The organism is Xanthomonas sp. SI (genome assembly GCF_014236855.1).
GTDB lineage: Bacteria > Pseudomonadota > Gammaproteobacteria > Xanthomonadales > Xanthomonadaceae > Xanthomonas_A.
In genome coordinates this window covers 1,197,338-1,213,064 of sequence record NZ_CP051261.1, presented here as the reverse complement: position 1 = coordinate 1,213,064, position 15,727 = coordinate 1,197,338, and the positions used below count along the sequence as shown (strand labels likewise).

The 15,727-nt window shown below is 71.5% G+C and carries 14 protein-coding genes; 2 read left to right on the top strand and 12 right to left on the bottom strand.

Going from position 1 to position 15,727, the window contains the following annotated elements; genetic code table 11:
* The first annotated feature begins 101 nt into the window (after positions 1-101).
* Both cobA and cysK read left to right on the top strand, forming a co-directional pair.
* Complete coding sequence (gene cobA, locus HEP75_RS05160; protein ID WP_185825684.1) at positions 102-1,319, top strand: uroporphyrinogen-III C-methyltransferase; 1,218 nt, start codon at positions 102-104, stop codon at positions 1,317-1,319.
* A 29-nt stretch (positions 1,320-1,348) separates the two neighbouring features.
* Positions 1,349-2,308, top strand: a complete 960-nt coding sequence (cysK, locus tag HEP75_RS05155) for a cysteine synthase A (RefSeq protein ID WP_185815471.1) — start codon at positions 1,349-1,351, stop codon at positions 2,306-2,308.
* Between the two features lie 516 nt (positions 2,309-2,824).
* On the opposite strand, the gene xdhC is transcribed toward cysK, so the two are convergent.
* The 12 genes from xdhC to HEP75_RS05095 all read right to left on the bottom strand — a co-directional run bounded on the left by xdhC (position 2,825) and on the right by HEP75_RS05095 (position 15,707).
* Positions 2,825-3,883, bottom strand: coding sequence for a xanthine dehydrogenase accessory protein XdhC (gene xdhC / locus HEP75_RS05150; RefSeq protein WP_185825683.1), 1,059 nt, complete (start codon positions 3,881-3,883; stop codon positions 2,825-2,827).
* Positions 3,873-6,203 (bottom strand): xanthine dehydrogenase molybdopterin binding subunit, encoded by a 2,331-nt coding sequence (gene xdhB / locus HEP75_RS05145; protein WP_185825682.1) that lies wholly within the window; start codon positions 6,201-6,203, stop codon positions 3,873-3,875. The genes xdhC and xdhB overlap by 11 nt, the downstream gene beginning before the upstream one ends.
* The gene (gene xdhA, locus HEP75_RS05140; protein WP_185825681.1) at positions 6,196-7,665 is read right to left on the bottom strand and encodes a xanthine dehydrogenase small subunit; all 1,470 of its coding nucleotides are present in this window, start codon (positions 7,663-7,665) and stop codon (positions 6,196-6,198) included. The genes xdhB and xdhA overlap by 8 nt, the downstream gene beginning before the upstream one ends.
* Position 7,666: 1 nt before the next feature.
* Positions 7,667-8,032 carry a hydroxyisourate hydrolase gene (uraH, locus tag HEP75_RS05135; RefSeq protein WP_185825680.1) on the bottom strand — a complete coding sequence of 122 codons (366 nt, stop codon included), beginning with the start codon at positions 8,030-8,032 and terminating at the stop codon, positions 7,667-7,669.
* The gene (locus HEP75_RS05130) at positions 7,996-9,417 is read right to left on the bottom strand and encodes an FAD/NAD(P)-binding protein (RefSeq protein ID WP_185826502.1); all 1,422 of its coding nucleotides are present in this window, start codon (positions 9,415-9,417) and stop codon (positions 7,996-7,998) included. Before HEP75_RS05130 ends, uraH begins: the two co-directional genes overlap by 37 nt.
* A 17-nt stretch (positions 9,418-9,434) precedes the next feature.
* Positions 9,435-9,926 (bottom strand): 2-oxo-4-hydroxy-4-carboxy-5-ureidoimidazoline decarboxylase, encoded by a 492-nt coding sequence (uraD, locus tag HEP75_RS05125; RefSeq protein WP_185825679.1) that lies wholly within the window; start codon positions 9,924-9,926, stop codon positions 9,435-9,437.
* Entirely contained in the window at positions 9,923-10,303 is a 381-nt protein-coding gene (hpxZ, locus tag HEP75_RS05120; protein WP_185825678.1) for an oxalurate catabolism protein HpxZ, read from the bottom strand. The genes uraD and hpxZ overlap by 4 nt, the downstream gene beginning before the upstream one ends.
* Positions 10,300-11,190 (bottom strand): allantoinase PuuE, encoded by an 891-nt coding sequence (gene puuE, locus HEP75_RS05115; RefSeq protein WP_185825677.1) that lies wholly within the window; start codon positions 11,188-11,190, stop codon positions 10,300-10,302. Before puuE ends, hpxZ begins: the two co-directional genes overlap by 4 nt.
* Complete coding sequence (locus HEP75_RS05110; RefSeq protein WP_255424077.1) at positions 11,187-12,383, bottom strand: alanine--glyoxylate aminotransferase family protein; 1,197 nt, start codon at positions 12,381-12,383, stop codon at positions 11,187-11,189. The genes puuE and HEP75_RS05110 overlap by 4 nt, the downstream gene beginning before the upstream one ends.
* A 52-nt stretch (positions 12,384-12,435) precedes the next feature.
* A complete protein-coding gene (locus HEP75_RS05105) occupies positions 12,436-13,656 on the bottom strand; it encodes an allantoate amidohydrolase (protein WP_255424076.1) in 1,221 nt (406 codons plus the stop codon).
* A gap of 610 nt (positions 13,657-14,266) precedes the next feature.
* Positions 14,267-15,181 (bottom strand): LysR family transcriptional regulator, encoded by a 915-nt coding sequence (locus HEP75_RS05100; RefSeq protein ID WP_185825674.1) that lies wholly within the window; start codon positions 15,179-15,181, stop codon positions 14,267-14,269.
* A gap of 139 nt (positions 15,182-15,320) precedes the next feature.
* A complete protein-coding gene (locus HEP75_RS05095) occupies positions 15,321-15,707 on the bottom strand; it encodes a tetratricopeptide repeat protein (protein WP_185825673.1) in 387 nt (128 codons plus the stop codon).
* Positions 15,708-15,727: the final 20 nt, after the last annotated feature.

The window sequence follows — 15,727 nt, the reverse complement described above, 5'->3', positions numbered from 1 at the left end:
TATAACCGAAAGCTATCTGGTAGAGGCATGAAGTCATTTCCGGAGGCTATAAGCCGGCGCTACGGTCACCCCTCCCACCTCCTTCCTGCGTTGCGACCGCCGTGAGCCCTGCCCCGATTGCGTTGTATCCGGACCTACGCGAGCGGCCCGTGCTGGTGGTCGGCGGCGGTGCCGCCGCCGAGCGCCAGGTACAGGCGCTGCTCGCGGCTGGCGCTCTGCCGCGGCTGGGTGCGCCAGCACTGACTCCGGCGCTGCAGGCCTGGGCCGATGCCGGACGTGTCCAGTGGCTGCGCGGCCGTTTCGATGGCGCTTGGCTGGACGAGGTGTGGTACATGGTCGCCGCCAGCGACGACCCAACGCTGAACCGGCAGGCGCTGCAGGCGGCCGCCGCGCAGCGGGTGCTGGCGCAGGACGCATTAGGCACAGCCGATACGGTCGCAGCCACGCCGTCGGCTGACGACACCGGCGACGGCATCGGCGCATCCGTCGCTGCAGCGCAGACGCACGCGATCCGTCCCGGCACGGTGACCTTGGTCGGGGCCGGCCCCGGCGATCCCGGCCTGCTGACGCTCAACGCGCTGCGCGCGCTGCGCAGCGCCGATGTGGTCCTGCACGACCGCCTGGTCAGCGCCGCGATCCTGGAGCTGCTGCCGGGCACCGCCGAGCGGATCGAAGTCGGCAAATCGGCCAGCGGCCACAGCGTGCGCCAGGAACAGATCCACGCCCTGATGCTCGAACACGCGCGGCGCGGGCGCCGCGTAGTGCGGCTGAAAGGCGGCGATCCATTCGTGTTCGGCCGCGGCGGCGAGGAACTGGAATATCTGCGCGCGCACGGCGTGCCCTACGCGGTGGTGCCGGGCATCACCGCGGCGCTGGCCTGCGCGGCCTACGCCGGCATCCCGCTGACCCATCGCGAGCACGCGCAGTCGCTGCGCCTGGCCACCGCGCACTGCAAGGAATCCTTCGATACGCTGGACTGGGCCGCGCTGGCGCAGGAACGGCAGACCCTGGCGGTGTACATGGGCGTGGCCGGGCTGGACACGGTGCGCGAACGCCTGCTGCGCGCCGGCCGCGCCGCCGACACCCCGTTCGCCCTGGTGGAAAACGGCTCGCGCCCGCAGCAGCGGGTGGTGGTCGGCACCCTGGCCGACCTGCCCGACACCGCCCGCGCGCACCAGGTGCGTTCGCCGGCGCTGCTGATCCTGGGTGAGGTGGCCGCGCTGGCGAGCACCCTGCACTGGTTCGGCGCCGCGCCGCTGACCGCGCCGCCCTCACCTTTCCCGAAGCCGGCCGTGCCTACCCTGGCCCACGCCGCCTGACCCGCATCCCTTTTCCGGAGACCCTGCGCATGGCCATCTACGACAACATCCTCGACACCATCGGCCACACCCCGATCGTCAAGCTGCATCGCCTGCCGCCCGCGCAGGTCGAACTGTACGTCAAGGTCGAGGCGTTCAATCCCGGCGGTTCGGTCAAGGACCGGCTGGCGCTGGCGATCGTGCTCGACGCCGAGGCCAAGGGCCTGCTCAAGCCCGGCGACACCATCGTCGAAGCCACCTCCGGCAACACCGGCGTGGCCCTGGCGATGGTCGCCGCCGCGCGCGGCTACAAGTTCGTGGCGACGATGGTGGAGACCTTCTCGATCGAGCGCCGCAAGCTGATGCGCGCGTACGGCGCCAAGGTGATCCTGACCCCGGCCGCCGAGCGCGGCAGCGGCATGGTGCGCAAGGCCGAGGAACTGGCCCAGCAGCATGGCTGGTTCCTGGCCCGCCAGTTCGCCAACCCGGCCAACCCGGCCTACCACCGCAGCACCACCGCCGCGGAAATCCTGCGCGATTTCGCCGGCCGCCGGCTCGACCATTTCGTCAGCGGCTGGGGCACCGGCGGCACCCTCACCGGCGTCGGCGAAGTGCTGCGCGTTGCCCGTCCGGACGTCCGCATCACCGCCACCGAGCCGGCCGGCGCCGCCTTGCTGCAGGGCCAGGAATGGAAGCCGCACAAGATCCAGGGCTGGACCCCGGACTTCGTGCCCGAGGTACTCAACCGCGAGGTCTACGACGAAGTGCTGAGCGTGGAGGACACCGACGCGATCTCCGTCTCGCGCCGTCTTGCCGCCGAGGAAGGCATCTTCACCGGCATCTCCGGCGGCGGCACCGTGGCCACCGCGCTGCGCGTGGCCGAGACCGCGGCCCCCGGCTCGGTGATCCTGGCGATGCTGCCCGACACCGGCGAACGCTACTTCTCCACTCCGCTGTTCGCCGACATCAACGAAGGCTCCGACGACGACTGGCTGGCCGGGCTGCCGTAAGCGCCATGGCGACGCGGGAATCCAGCCGCTTCGACACGCACTTGCGGCGCGTGAGCAGGATGCGCTTGTGGGAGGGACTTCAGTCCCGACGCGTTGTGCCGCCGGAAAGCGCACCGCTTCGCTCGTCGCGGCTGAAGCCGCTCCTACAGGAACTTGCGGCGAGCCAACTGGGCACACTGTAGGAGGGGCTTCAGCCCCGACAGGCTGTGTCCGACGTCTGGACCTCCCACACTTCGCTCGTCGCTGCTGAAGCTGCTCCTACAGGGACTTGCGGCGAGCCAACTGGGTGCACTGTGGGAGGGACTTCAGTCCCGACGCGTTGTGCCACCGGAAAACACACCGCTTCGCTCGTCGCGGCTGAAGCCGCTCCTACAGGAACTTGCGGCGAGCCAACTGAGTGCACTGTAGGAGGGGCTTCAGCCCCGACAGGCTGTGTCCGACGTATGAACCTCTCACACTTCTCTCGTTGTGACTGATCGCCCGAGGCCATGCAGCGCCGCTTCCACGATGGCGATGTCAGCGCGCAGCGAGCGCGGATCGCTGCGGCAGCGATGCGGCGTCCTCCGCCTGCGGACGCTGCGCGTCCAGCGCCGACGCACGCAGCAACAACTGCGCGGCCACCGCCAGTGCGATCACCGCCGGTGCCTTGCCGTCGATGCCGGGCAGACCGATCGGGCAGGTCAGCCGCGCCTGCGAGGCCGCGCCCAGGCCGTCGTGGCGCAGCCGCGACAGGAACCGCGCGCGCTTGGACGCCGAGCCGATCAGGCCGACGAAGCCGGCCTGGCCGCTCAGCGCCGCCGAAGTGAGCCGATAGTCCAGCGCGTGGTCGTGGGTCAGGATCAGCAGCATCGCATCGGCCGGCGCCGCCGCGGCACGCGCGAGCAATGCCGTTTCCTGTAGATGCTCCGCGCCGGCGGCAGCGGCCAGGTCGGCGCGCGGATCGGACCAGGTCAGCGCGAACGGCAGGCTGTGCAACGCCCGCGCGATGGCGATGCCGACATGACCGGCACCGAACAGATACAGCGGCGTGCACCGCGGGCCGATCGCCTGTGCCAGCAAGGCGCCGGCCACGGGCGCCGGTGCACGTAGCGATAGCGCTTGCGGCGGCGCATCGCCGATGCGGTGTTCGAGAGTGCCGAGGCGCAACCGGGTCAGCAGCGTGCGGCCCAGCATCGCCTGCCGCAGCCAGTCGCTGCGCGCCGGGTCCAGCCGCTCCAGCAGCAGGCGCACGCGGCCGCCGCAGCACTGGCCGAGCAGGTCGTCGGCCTGGGCCTGCGCCGCGCATTCGCCGCACCTGCCGCTGCAGCGCACCGCGCGCGTCGGCGCGGCCGCGCCCAGCGTGTAGTCCTGTACCTGCCAACTGCCCGGCGGCTGCGCGAGGAGTTCGCGCGCCAGCGCGCAGGCGCGCCACTCGAGCACGCCACCACCGATGGTGCCGATGCTGCCGTCAGCGCTCACCAGCATGCGCGTGCCGGCCTCGCGCGGGGTCGAACCGGCGGTGGCCAGCACCGTGACCAGCGCGGTCGCGCCGCGCGCCAGTGCCGCTTCGGCCTGCAGGCTCCAGTCAGCGCGCATCGGCGCGCCGTGCCGCGATCGCGGCCAGGATCCGCTCCGGCGTGGCCGGCGCATCCAGCGCCGGCAGTCCCGCGCCCGGAGCCGCCGCGGCCACCGCCTGGGTCAGCGCCGAGAACACCGAGATCGCCAGCATCAACGGCGGTTCACCGACCGCCTTGGAACGGTGGATGGTCGCCTCGTTGTTGCGGCCGGCCTGCCACAGGCGGATGTCCATCCGTGCCGGGCGGTCGCTGGCGGTGGGAATCTTGTAGGTGGAGGGCGCATGGGTCAGCAACCGGCCGTGCGCGTCGTAGACCAGTTCCTCGGTGGTCAGCCAGCCCATGCCCTGGACGAAGCCGCCCTCGATCTGGCCCAGGTCGATCGCCGGATTGAGCGAGCGGCCGACGTCGTGCAGCACGTCCACCGCCAGCACCTTGTGCTCGCCGGTCAGCGTGTCGATCACCACTTCGCTCAGCGCCGCGCCGTAGGCGAAGTAGTAGAACGGGCGGCCGCGGTGGCTGGCGCGGTCGTAGTGGATCTTCGGCGTGGCGTAGTAGCCGCTGGCGGCCAGCGAGATGCGCGCCATGTGCGCCTGCCGGCACAACGCGCCGAATTCCAGCTCCAGGCTGCCGGCGATGACCTTGCCGGCGGCGAAGCGCACCTGCGCCGGCGCCACGCCGCCGCGCTCGGCGGCCAGCGCGGCCAGGCGTGCGCGGATCTCGCTGGCGGCGTTGTACGCGGCCATGCCGTTGAGGTCGGTGCCCGAGGACGCCGCAGTGGCCGAGGTGTTGGGCACCTTGTCGGTGCGCGTGGCGGTGATGCGCACGCGCTCGACGCCGATGCCGAACACGTCGGCGACGATCTGCGCGACCTTGATCATCAGCCCCTGGCCCATCTCGGTGCCGCCGTGGTTGAGCTGTACCGAGCCGTCGGCATAGACCAGCACCAGCGCGCCGGCCTGGTTGAGGTGACTGGTGGTGAAGCTGATGCCGAACTTCACCGGGGTCAGCGCCAGGCCTTTCTTCAACACGCGGTGGCGCGCGTTGAACGCGGCGACCGCCGATTGCCGCGCGGCGTAGTCGGCATGCGCGGCCAGTTCCTCGATCAGCGCCGGCGCAACGTTGTCCTCCACGGTCATGCCGTACGGGGTGACGTTGCGATCCGGCGCCGCATACAGGTTGATGCGGCGCACCGCCAGCGCATCGCGGCCGAGCGCGGCGGCGACCGCGTCCAGCACCCGCTCGATCGCCAGCATGCCCTGCGGCCCGCCGAAACCGCGGAACGCGGTGTTGGACACGGTATGCGTGCGCAGCCGGTGCGAGACGATTTCCACCACCGGCAGCCAGTAGCAGTTGTCGGCATGGAACATCGCGCGGTCGTTGATCGCCAGCGACAGGTCGGTGGTGGCGCCGCAGCGCGAAGCCAGTTCCAGGCGCAGCGCCAGGATGCGGCCGTCGTCGTCGAAGCCGGCGCGGTAGTCGACCACGAAGTCGTGACGCTTGCCGGTGATGCGCATGTCGTCGTCGCGGTCGTAGCGCAGCTTGGCCGGGCGCCCGGTCAGTGCGGCGACCAGCGCGCAGGCCGCGGCCGGCGCCGCCGCCTGGGTCTCCTTGCCGCCGAACGCGCCGCCCATGCGCCGCACTTCCACGGTCACGTCGGCGCTGCTCAGCCCGAGCAGTTCCGCGATCAGGTGCTGCACCTCGCTCGGGTGCTGGGTCGAGGACAGCACATGCAGCTGCCCCTGCTCGCCGGGCAAGGCCAGCGCAACCTGCCCTTCCAGATAGAAATGCTCCTGCCCGCCGATCTCCAGCGCGCCGCTGCACTGCCGCGGCGCCGCGGCCAGGGCGGCATCGACATCGCCGCCGCGCGCCATGCGCTGCGCCGGCTCCAGCACCGCGCCGGCGGCACGCGCCTGGGCGATGCTGAGCAGCGCCGGCAGCGGCGCGTATTCGACCAGCGCCAGCCGCGCGGCGCGCCGTGCCGCGGCATGGCTATCGGCGGCGACGACGAACAGCGGCTGGCCGTGATAGAGCGCTTCGTCGCGGGCGAACAGCGGGTCGTCGTGCGCGACCGGAGCGACGTTGTTCTCGCCCGGAATATCGGCGGCGGCGAACACCGCCACCACCCCGGGCGCCGCGCGCACCGGCGCCAGATCCACGTGCAGCAAGCGCGCATGCGCGTGTTCGCTCAGGCCGAACGCCAGATGCAGCAGGCCCGGCGGCTCCGGCAGATCGTCGATATAGCGCGCCTGGCCGCTGACGTGCGCCTGCGCGCTGTCGTGGCACAACGAACGGTGCACCTGCGGCAACGCCGCGTCGCTGGCGGCCGGCCCGTCAGCCATCGACCAGCTCCAGCGCCAGCACCGACAGCGGTTCGTGTGGATGCGCGTGTCCGATCCACAGCCGCCGCAGCAGGTTCGCGGCGACCGCCAGCCGATACGCCGCCGAACCGCGCGCATCGCTGAGCGGGCTGAAGTCCTGCGCCAGCGTGGCCGCGGCGGCTTCGACCGTTACCTCGCTCCATGGCTGGCCGAGCAAGGCCTGTTCGGCGCCACGCGCACGCTGCGGAATGCCGGCCATGCCGCCGAAGGCGATCCGCGCCTGCGTCACCACGCCATCGGCGATACGCAGCGCGAACGCGCCGCAGACCGCGGAGATGTCGCTGTCGAAGCGCTTGCTGAGCTTGTCCACGCGGTACAGCGTGGCCGCCGCCGGGCGCGGCACGTACACGCTCTCCACGAACTCGCCCGGCTGCCGTGCCTGGCGGCCGTAATCCAGGAAAAACTCCTCCAGCGGCAAGCTGCGTCGCGCATCGCCACGGCGCAGGGTCAGGGTGGCGCCGAGCGCGATCAGCGCCGGCGGCATGTCGCCGATCGGCGAGCCGTTGGCGATGTTGCCGCCGATGGTGCCGGCGTTGCGCACCTGGGTCCCGCCGATGCGCCGCACAAGTTCGCCCAGCGCCGGGTGCAACGCGGCCAGCGCGGCCTGCGCTTCGCTGTAGCGCACGCAAGCGCCGATGTGCAGGCCGTCGGGCGTGTCGTGCAATTCGCGCAATTCGGGGATGTCGCCGATGAACACCACATCGTCGAGCACGCGCTGCTGCTTGGTCACCCACAGGCCGACATCGGTGGCGCCGGCGACCAGGCGCGCGTTGGGACGTTCCAGCAGCAACGCGGCCAATGCGTCGGCGCTGCGCGGGGCCGTGCTGCGGCGCACGCGGCCGGCGGCCGCATCGGCGTGCGTCTGCAGCAACGCGGTCTGGCGGCGCAGCGCGCGCAAGCCGGCGAGCGTGGCCGCGTCGTCGCGGGGCGCCACCGGCACCGCCGCGCCGGCGTCCAGGATCGGGCCATAGCCGGTGCAGCGGCACAGGTTGCCGGCGATCACGTCGGCCACCGCCGCCTGCTCGGTGCCCAGCGCGCCGATGCTGCGCGCGTACAGCGACATCACGAACCCCGGCGTGCAGAAGCCGCACTGCGACCCATGGCGCTGCACCAGTTCTTCCTGCAGCGGATGCAGTGCACCCCCGGTAGCAAGGCTCTCCACGGTCAGCAGCGCCTTGCCGTCGAGCATCGGCACGAACAGGATGCAGGCGTTGAGCGCGCGCCAGCGCACCCGCTCGTCGCCCTCGGCACCGGCCAGTTCGCCGACCAGCACCGTGCACGCGCCGCAATCGCCCTCGGCGCAGCCTTCCTTGCTGCCGGTGCGGCCGAGCCGGTAGCGCAGCAGATCGAGCACGCTGGCGGTCGGGTCCCCGGCATCCAGTTCCAGCACTTGCCCATCCAGCAGGAACCGCACCGCGTCCATCTCAGCTGCCCCGGTAGGTGGAATAGCCGAACGGCGAGACCAGCAGCGGCACGTGGTAGTGCCCGGCATCGGCCAGGCCGAACGCGACCGGCACCACGTCCACGAACGGCGGCTCGGGCAAGATCACGCCCTGGCCGCGGAAGTAGTCGGCCACTGCGAATTCCAGTCGATAGCGCCCCGTCGCCAGGCTCAGTTCGCGCAGCCCCGGACAGCGCCCATCGGCATCGGTGACGCCGGCATGCAGCAGCGTCTCGCCGGCGAACAGGCGCACCGCGACGCCGGCGGCGGGCACGCCGCGGCTCAGGTCCAGCACATGGGTCGATAGCGTGCTCATCCGACGCGTTCCTCCAGTTGCGGCAGCGGCCATTGGCCAACGAATTCGGGTTCGGCGTAGTCCAGGTAGGCGCCGACGATCGCTTCGCGCTCGTCCAGGAACAACTGGTCGGCGACCGCCTTCACCAGCCGCGGCAGCGCGTGCTTGAGCCCGGACAATGCCGCCGCCGACAGGCCCAGGCTCAGCAGCGCCGAATAGTTGAACGCGAACAGCCCGTGCAGCGCCGGCGCATGCGCGGGCGTGCGCGGCAGCAGTTCGAAGCCCGGCCCCAGGTAGGGGTGCGCGTCGAGCAGCGGCACGCCCTGCCCTTGCGGCGGCCGGTAGCGGTCCGACCAGCGCACGATGCCGTCGGCCACCGCGGCCAGTTCCGGGCGCAGCGCCGGATCGGTGACCAGGCCGGTCGACAGCACCACGAAATCGAACCGCAGGCGCGCGTGCGGCGTGGTCACCACCACGCCGTCGGCGTCTTCGGCCACGTGCTGCCACGGGCTGCCCAGATGCAGGCGGAAATTGGGCCAGGCCGCGGCGCGCTCGAAGGTGTCGTTGGTCGGCGGCTGGTTGTGGCGGAAGAAGCTGGCCATCATCGCGTACTTGTCGGCATCGGGCAGCGCGGCGAAGCGCGGGATGATGCCGCTGCGCTCCATGTGCCGGATCGGATTGACCCGCGGCAGTTCCGCGCGGCGCAGGAACACGTGCACCTCGCCGACGCCTGCGGCCAGCGCGTGCTGGGCGTTGTCGAAGGCCGAGGCGCCGCCGCCGAGAATGCCGATGCGTCGCCCGGCCAGGGCCGCGTAGTCGATCGCCTCGGAGGTGTGCGCGTAACGCGAGCGCGGCAGCGTCTGCGCCACCAGCGGCGGCACGTGCCATTGCCCGCCGCCCTGGATCCCGGTCGCCAGCACCACCTTGCGCGCGAGCAGGCTGTCGCCGCCGGCCAGGTGCAGCCGCTGCAGGCGCTGCGCCGGCAGCGGTTCGATGCGCAGCAGCCGCGCCCGGTTGCGCACCGGCAGGCCCAGCACCTCGCGGTACCAGCGCAGGTAGTCCATCCAGTCGGCGCGCGCGATCTTGCCCAGCGCGTCCCAGGCGGCCGCACCGTGGCGCGCTTCCCAGTAGGCGCGGAAGGTCAGCGACGGCATGCCGAAGTCCAGCGCGCTCAGTTCCTTCGGCGTGCGCAGGGTGACCATGCGCGCGTAGGTGACCCACGGGCCTTCCTGGCCGGCCGGATTCTCGTCGATCACCAGCAGGTTGGAGATGCGCTCGCGCAGCAGCCCGAACGCCGCGCCCAGACCGCTCTGCCCGCCGCCGACGACGACCACGTCGTAGACATGTTCGGCGCCGTGCCGCTGCGGACGGGTCCAGTCGGGGCCGCCATGCCCGAGCCACTGCAGCTCGCGCGCGACCTGCGCCGACAGCGCCTGCAAGCCGCCGGCCGCGGCGCTCACCGCAAGGCCTCCAGGCGCAAGCGCACGATCTTGCCGATCTCGTCGAGCGCGGTGGCGATCTCGGCCTCGCGCGCGTTCGCCAGCCGCGCCTGCATCGCCGCGAGAATCCCGGCCTTGTCGGTCAGCCGCACGCAGATCACGAACGGGAAATCGAAGCGCGCGCGGTAGGCCGCATTGAGCGCATGGAAGCGCGCGAACTCCTCGGCAGTGAGCCGGTCCAGCCCGGCCTGCGCCTGCTCGGCGGCCGAGGCCGCGGTCAGGCTGCCGTCGATCGCGGCCTTGCCGGCCAGTTCCGGATGCGCGCGGATCAGTGCCAGTTGCTCGTCGGCGCTGGCCGCATGCAGCACCTGCAGCAGGCCGGCATGCAGATCGGCGAAAGGGCGCCGTGCCGCGGCCCGTTCGGCCACCCACGGCGAGTGCTCGAACAGCGCGTGCAGGCGCGCGACGAACTCGGCAGAGGACAGCGCATTCCAGTCGACGGCGTTCATGCGTGCTCGCCCTGCAGCGACACGTGCGCCGACACCACCTTCCAACCGTCGGCGAAGCGCACCCAGCTCTGGCTCTGGCGACCGCGGCGGGTTGCGCCTTCGCGCAGGAACTCTGCATCGGCGGTGGCGAAGTCGCGCCCGTACGCGACGATCTGCACGCGCTGCAACTGCCGCTGCGGCGAACCGCCGCGCGCGCGGCGGAACGCGCGGATCGCCTCGGCGCCGTACAGCGTCTCGCCGACGCCGTAGCGCACCGTGGTCGGCGCATCGTGGAACAGCCGGTCCAGCGCGGCGACGTCGTCGGTCATCAGCGCACGCTCGTAGGCGGCGAACGCTGCCTGCACCTCGGCCAGCACCTCGGGCGCATCGACGATCATGCCGGGTGCACCTGTTGCCAGTGACGGGCGATGTCGATGCGCCGCGCGATCCAGGCCTGGCCGCTGGCCAGCGCATGATCGACGAAACGGGCCAGCGCCAGCGCGCGCGCCGGGCGTCCGGCGATGCGCCCATGCAGGCCCACCGACATCATCCGCCCGCCTTCGGCGCACAGTTGCTCGAAACTGTCGCGCAGGTAGCGGAAGAACGGTTCGCCGTCGGCGAAGCCGTTGTAGGCGACGAACTTCATGTCGTTGGCGTCCAGCGTGTACGGCACCACCAACTGCGCGCGGCCGTGGCGGCGATCGTAGTACGGCAGGTCGTCGGCGTAGCTGTCGGCGTCGTAGACGAAGCCGCCCTCCTCGGCCACCAGGCGCGCGGTGTTGGGGCTGGTGCGGCCCTGGTACCAGCCCAGCGGACGCGTCCCGGCGACTTGCGTGTGCAACGCGATCGCCGCGGCGATATGCGCGCGTTCGGTTGCCTCCGGTACCTGCTGGTAATCGATCCAGCGCAAGCCGTGGCTGGCGATCTCCCAATCGGCGTCGCGCATCGCCTGCACCGCCTCGGGATTGGCCGCCAGCGCCTGCGCCACGCCGAACACCGTGACCGGCACGCCGCGTGCGGCGAACAGCCGCTGCAGCCGCCAGAAGCCGGCGCGGCTGCCGTATTCGTACAGGCTCTCCATCGCCATCGCGCGTGCGCCCGGCTGGCTGTGCGCGCCGACCATCTCCGACAGGAACGACTCCGAGCCGGCATCGCCGTTGAGCACGCCGTTCTCGGCGCCTTCCTCGTAATTGATCACGAACTGCAGCGCCACCCGCGCGCCACCCGGCCACTGCGGGTCCGGCGGCTGCGCGCCATAGCCGACCAGGTCGCGCGCCGTACTCATCCCTGCGCTCCGTCGGCGTGCCAGGCGGCCAGCGCCGCATCCACCCCGGCGCCCGGCGTGCAGGCATAGCCTTCTGCGCGCAGCACCGCTTCCAGCGCGCCCAGGGTGATCAGCACCTTGTGCTTCATCGCGTTGTAACCCATCGCGCCGATCCGCCACAGCTTGCCCTGCAGCGGCCCGAACGCGGTGCCGATCTCGATCTCGAAATCCTCGCGCATGCGCCGCCGTACCGCCTCGCCATCGATGCCGGCGGGAATCGCCACGCCGGTGACGTTGGCCATGCGGTAGCGGTCGTCGCCGAACACCTGCAGTCCCAGCGCGCGCACGCCGGCGGCGACTGCGCGGCCGGCCGCGGCGTGCCGGGCGAAGCGCGCGGGCAGGCCTTCCTGCAGCGCCACGCGCGCGCACTCGCGCGCCGCGTACAGCATGCTGGTGGCTTCGGTGTGGTGGTTGAGGCGCTTGTCCGACCAGTAGTCCATGACCATCGCCAGGTCGAAATAATTCGAGCCGATGCGCACGCCGCTGCCGTTGGCGATGTCGTCGCGGACGATGCCGCGCTCGACATGGCGGCGCGCGAAGATCGCCTCGGCGGCGCGTGCGGACACGGTGATCGGCGCCGAGCCGGACGGCCCGCCCAGGCACTTCTGCAGGCCGCCGGTGACCACGTCCACGCCCCAGGCATCGCTGGCGATGCGCATGCCGCCGATGGTCGCGGTGGCGTCGACGTAGGACAGCGCGCCGGCGGCGCGGCACAGCGCACCCAGGCCGTCCAGCGGCTGCGCCATCGTGGTCGAGGTATCGCCGTGCACGCAGGCGACCAGCTTCGGCGCGACGCGTTCGATCGCGTCGGCCACCGCCGCCATCGGCACCACCTCGCCCCACGGCGCATCCACGCTCTCGACCACGGCGCCGATGCGGCCGAGGATCTCGCCCAGCAGCAGCCCGAAGCGGCCGAAGTTCAGCACCAGCACGCGATCGCCCGGCGCCACCAGCGACACCAGCGCCGCCTCGATGCCGGCACGCGCGGTGCCGTCGACCAGGAAGGTCCAGCGGTTCTCGGTCCCGAACAATGGCCGGTACAGCGCCATCACCTGGTTCATGTAGCCGGTCATTTCCGGATCGAACTGGCCGAGCAGGTCGGCGGACATCGCGCGCAGCACGCGCGGATGCGCATTGACCGGGCCCGGTCCCATCAGCAGGCGTTGCGGCGGATCGATTTCGCCGAACAGGTCGGCGTGCAGCGGATCAACGGACAAGGGTGTCTCCCAGGGACTCGATGAAGTGCAGCATCGCCGCCACCGCCACGTCGGCATCGGCGGGATCCACATGTTCGGCAGGGTGGTGGCTGACGCCGCCGGCGCAGCGCAGGAACAGCATCGCGGTCGGGCACAGCGCGGCCATCACCATCGCGTCGTGGCCGGCGCCGGACACCAGCCGCCGCGGCGCGAGGCCCTGCGCGGCGATCGCCGTGTCCAGCGCGGCGACCAGGCGCGGGTCGCAGGGACTGGCCGGCAGGTCCTGCACGCACTGCAGCTCCAACTGCACGCCGCGCGCGGCGGCGATGGCGTGCAGGCGCTGCGCGATCGCCGCGGCCGCCGCATCGCGCACGGCGTCGTCGCCGGCCCGCACGTCGATCGAGAACTCGACCCGCCCCGGCACCACGTTGACCGCACCCGGCGCGACCTGCAGGCGCCCGACCGTGGCCACCAGGTCCGCGCTGCCGGCGCGCGCCACCTGTTCCACCGCCAGCACGCATTCGGCGGCGGCGGCCAGCGCATCGGCGCGCAGGTCCATGCGCGTGGTGCCGGCATGGCCGGCGCGGCCGACCAGCAGCGCGCGGTAGCGCCGCTGCGCGGCGATGCCGGTGACCGCGCCCAGCGCCAGGCCTTCGGCCTCCAGCACCGGGCCTTGTTCGATATGCGCTTCCAGATAGGCCAGCACGCTGTGCGGCGCGCGCGCCGCGCTCGGTAGCAGGGCGATGTCCAGCCCCCAGCCGGCCAGCGCATCGGCCAGCGTCACGCCGTCGCCGTCGGTCACCTGCAGCGCCGCCGGGTCCAGCGTGCCGGCGACGGCGCGGCTGCTCAGCATCGAGGCCGGGAAGCGCGAACCTTCCTCATCGCCGAACGCGATCACCTCGATCGCGAACGGCAGCCGGCGGCCCTGCGCGTGCAGCGCGGCCACGCATTCGATGCCGAGCATGATCCCGAGCGGGCCGTCGTAGCGGCCGGCGTCGCGCACGCTGTCCAGGTGACTGCCGATCAGCAGCGCCGGCGCCTGCGCGGCGACGCCCTCGTAGCGGCCGAGCAGGTTGCCGGCCGGATCGATGCGGGGATGCAGGCCGGCCTCGCCCATCCACGCGGCCACGGCCGCCACGCTGGCGCGATGCGCCGGACTCAGCCAGCCGCGGAACAGGCCGTCCGCGGTGTCGCTATAGGGCGCCACGCCGAGCGCGTCGCAGCGTGCCACCGCGCGCTGGCCAGGAACGCAGGCCGGCATCAGCATGGCTGCTGCCGGCTCAGGTGCGGCCGCCGTCGGGGTCGGGATGTGGCGAGGTGTCGCGCATGGCTGGGTTCGCTTGGAAGACGGGCGGAGCGGGACGGGCGATCGGTGCGAGCCGTGGCGCGGGTCTGGCGCGCCCAAGGAAGTTCTTTCAATTCAAAAGCTTATTTCCGAGGAAACGCAGCTTTGCCGGGGTAAAAGCACTATACGAAGCGTGCCGAAAGCCGGCAAACACCGTTTTCGCGTGCGGGCAGTGCAAAAAATGCAACACCGACGCGGGCTACGTGCTCATTCGCGTGCGAAGGAGGTTGTGCGTGCTGCTTCGTGCGCTTTCGAGACGGGGCCTTGACTGGCGCCGGTTGGACGTTGTCGCGGCTGAAGCCGCTCCTGCAGGGACTTGCGGCGAGCCGGCTGGTGCACTGTGGGAGGGACTTCAGTCCCGACGCATTGCCCCGCCGGAAAGCGCAGCGCTTCGTTCGTCGCGGCTGAAGCTGCTCCTACAGGGACGTCATGGGCTGGCGGTGAGACTACGGGAGGGGGTTTTCCAACCCCGACCGCTGCAGCCGCCGGCGCTCGGCTAGCGCGGTTCCAGGATGGCTTCCACCCGCGGCGCCAGCGCCTTGAGCATGGTCTGCGCGGCTCTGGACAGCTGCCGCTGCGGGGCCACGCACAGCGACAGCGTCATCGGCTTGGCCAGGCCTTCGCGCAAGGGCACGAACGCCAGCCGCCCCTCGGCCAGGTCCGCCAGCACGTCCAGTTGCGACAGCAGGCCCACGCCCACGCCCTGCCGCACCAGCGCGCGCAGCGTGCGCACGTCGTTGCAGCGGATGCAGCGGCGCGTGTCGATGTGCTGGCGCTGGTACACCACCTTGGCGTGTTCGTTGACGATCAGCGGCGCGGCCGGCAGCAGCAGGCGATGGTCGTCGAGCACTTCGTTCAACTGCAGGCTGGCCCTGCCGCTGAGCGGATGCCCCACCGGCATGCAGATGCCCAGCGGGATCTCGGCGAAGGCGACCACCTCCAGGTCGATGCCGCTGACCGGATCCAGCAGCAGGCCGAAATCCACCTCCGCGGCGATGACCTTGTCGGCCACCTTCTGGTTATCCTCGGTCTGCAGGCCGAAGGTCAGACCCGGATGCTCGTCGATCAGTTGCGCCAGCGCATCGACCACGATGCCCTCGCTCAAGGCATCGATCATCGCAATCTCGACATGGCCGCGGCGCAGGCCCTTCAGTTCGTCGAACTGCTCCAGCGTGCGTTGATAGCTCTTCTCCCAGCGCCGCACGTCGACCAGCAGCAACTCGCCGGCGCTGGTCAGGCGCAGCCCGCTCGGCAGCCGCTCGAACAACTGCACGCCCAGCTCCTGCTCGGCCTTGAGGATCTGCCGGTCGATCGCCGACGCCGACACGTGCAACGCTTCGGCCGCGCGGCGGATGCTGCGCCAATGCGCCACTTCCATGAAATAGCGGGTGAAGCGGGAGAAGGTCGGCATGGCGGCATCGGTTCCTGTGGGGCCTGACGCTCGGCGTGGAAGCGGCTGCGTCGTCGCGCGACTGCCATGGTACGGAAGCGTCGCCGCTGGCGCCGCCTGCGCTCGTCTTGTGCTTCGCCTGCATCGTGCGCATGGCGCTTCATTGCGCCTGAGGATCGAAATACGCTTCCCAGGTCGCCGCCGACGCACGCCGCGACGCCGCCTGCCGGAAGCGCTGCATGGCCTGGCGGCGCTTGCCGCTGTTGAGCAGCGCGACGCCGAGATTGAAGTAGGTGTTGCGGTCGTCCGAGCGCAGGCGCACCGCGCGCTGCAGCGCCTCGGCGGCCTCGCGGTACTTCGCCAGATCGCACAACACCGCGCCCAGGCAGGTGAGCACCGCGCTATCGTCCGGCGCCGACGCCGATGCGGCCATGAGCAGCGCCTCGGCCTGCGCAAGATGGGCGGACCAACGCTCCGGATCGCGCATCGCCGCATCCACCAGCGCTCTGGCACGCGCGAGGAATTGGCTGTCGTGGTTCATTGCCATCGCAAGCTGCAGGCAGCGAG